Annotated in this window: 2 protein-coding genes; both read right to left on the bottom strand. The window is 63.0% G+C overall.

Features of this window, described 5'->3' with window-relative positions; all coding sequences use genetic code 11:
• A partial coding sequence (locus VJ307_09560; GenBank protein HJX74389.1) for an inorganic phosphate transporter occupies nt 1–810 on the bottom strand: 810 nt, incomplete at its 3' end.
• The coding region (locus tag VJ307_09565; protein HJX74390.1) for a DUF47 domain-containing protein at nt 803–1,445 on the bottom strand (643 nt) is incomplete at its 5' end. The genes VJ307_09565 and VJ307_09560, both read right to left, overlap by 8 nt.

Raw genomic sequence — 1,445 nt, forward strand, 5'->3', positions numbered from 1 at the left:
CGCCGACGCCGTGAGGATCACTCCTGCGGAGGAGGTCTCCGCGCAGAACCCGTGGACGGGCTGCAATTTCACGAAGTCGCTTCCCACCGTCTTGATGATCCGCCACCCCCCCATCGCGGTCCCGAAGGCCATCGAGGCGGCGCAGGAGAAGATGACCCAGACGGGGATGTGAAAGGTCTGGATCGCCCCGAAGGAGACGAGCGCCATCGTGATCACGCCCATCGACTTCTGGGCGTCGTTCGACCCGTGGGAGAAGGCCATGAAGGCGGCGGAGAGGATCTGCAGCTTGCGGAACCCCCGGTTGAGCGGCGACGGGTGAAAGTCCCGGAAGGCCCAGTAGATCCCGATCATGATGAGGAAGGCGATGAGCGTCCCCGCCACGGGCGAGATGACGATGGCGGCAAGGATCTTCGAGATGCCGTTCCATTTCAGGTCGCCGAACCCCCGCGAGGCGACCACCGCGCCGATGATCCCGCCGATGATCGCGTGCGAGGAGGAGGAGGGGATCCCGTAGTGCCACGTGATCAGATCCCAGAAGATCGCCCCGCCCAGGGCCGAAAGAACGACGACCTGGGTGACGAGCTGCGGGTCGACGATCCCCTTCCCCACCGTCGTCGCCACGTGCGTGGAGACCAGCGCCCCGACGAAGTTCAGCCCCGCCGACATGATGATGGCGGCCCGGATCGACAGGGCCCGTGTGGAGATGCAGGTGGCGATGGCGTTCGCCGTGTCGTGGAAACCGTTGATGAAGTCGAAGGCGAGCGCCGCGAAGACGACCAGCCCCAGGAGGACCAGCGTGGACTCAGCCATTTTTCAGCGCAATCCCTTCGAGGACGTTGGCGGCGTCTTCGCAACGGTCGGTGGCGGTCTCGAGCGTCTCGTAGATCTCCTTCCACTTGAGAATGTGGATCGGGTCCTTCTCGTTGGCGAAGAGTTTGGCGATCGCATCGCGGCACACCCGGTCCGCCTCGTTCTCCAGGGAGTTCACCTCCACGCAGTGCTCGAATACCTCGTCCATCTTCGTGGACAGGTGCTTGACCCCGCGGTGCAGCTCCCGGGTCGATTTCACGATGAGAAACCCGAGCTCCTTGGCATGGGGGGTGGACTCGGTCACCTTGTAGAGGTTGATCCGGTTGGCGGCCCCGTGGATCAGGTCGATGATGTCATCGATCGAGGAGGTGAGGGTCAGGATGTCCTCCCGGTCGATCGGTGTGATGAAGGTCGTGTTCAGCTTCCTGACGATCTCATGGGTGATGGCGTCCCCCTTGTGCTCGATCTCCTCGATCAGGCGCGCTTTCTCCTTGACGTCCTCGAACGTGTCCAGAAGCTCCTTGAGGGCCTCGGCGCCCTCGAAGGCGTTCTGCGCCGCCTTCTCGAACATGGCGAAAAATGCTTGCTCGCGGGGAAGGATCCGGAACATGGTACGATCTCCTCGACGAATGTTT

The organism is Candidatus Deferrimicrobiaceae bacterium (assembly GCA_035256765.1).
Classification (GTDB): Bacteria; Desulfobacterota; Deferrimicrobia; order Deferrimicrobiales; family Deferrimicrobiaceae; genus CSP1-8.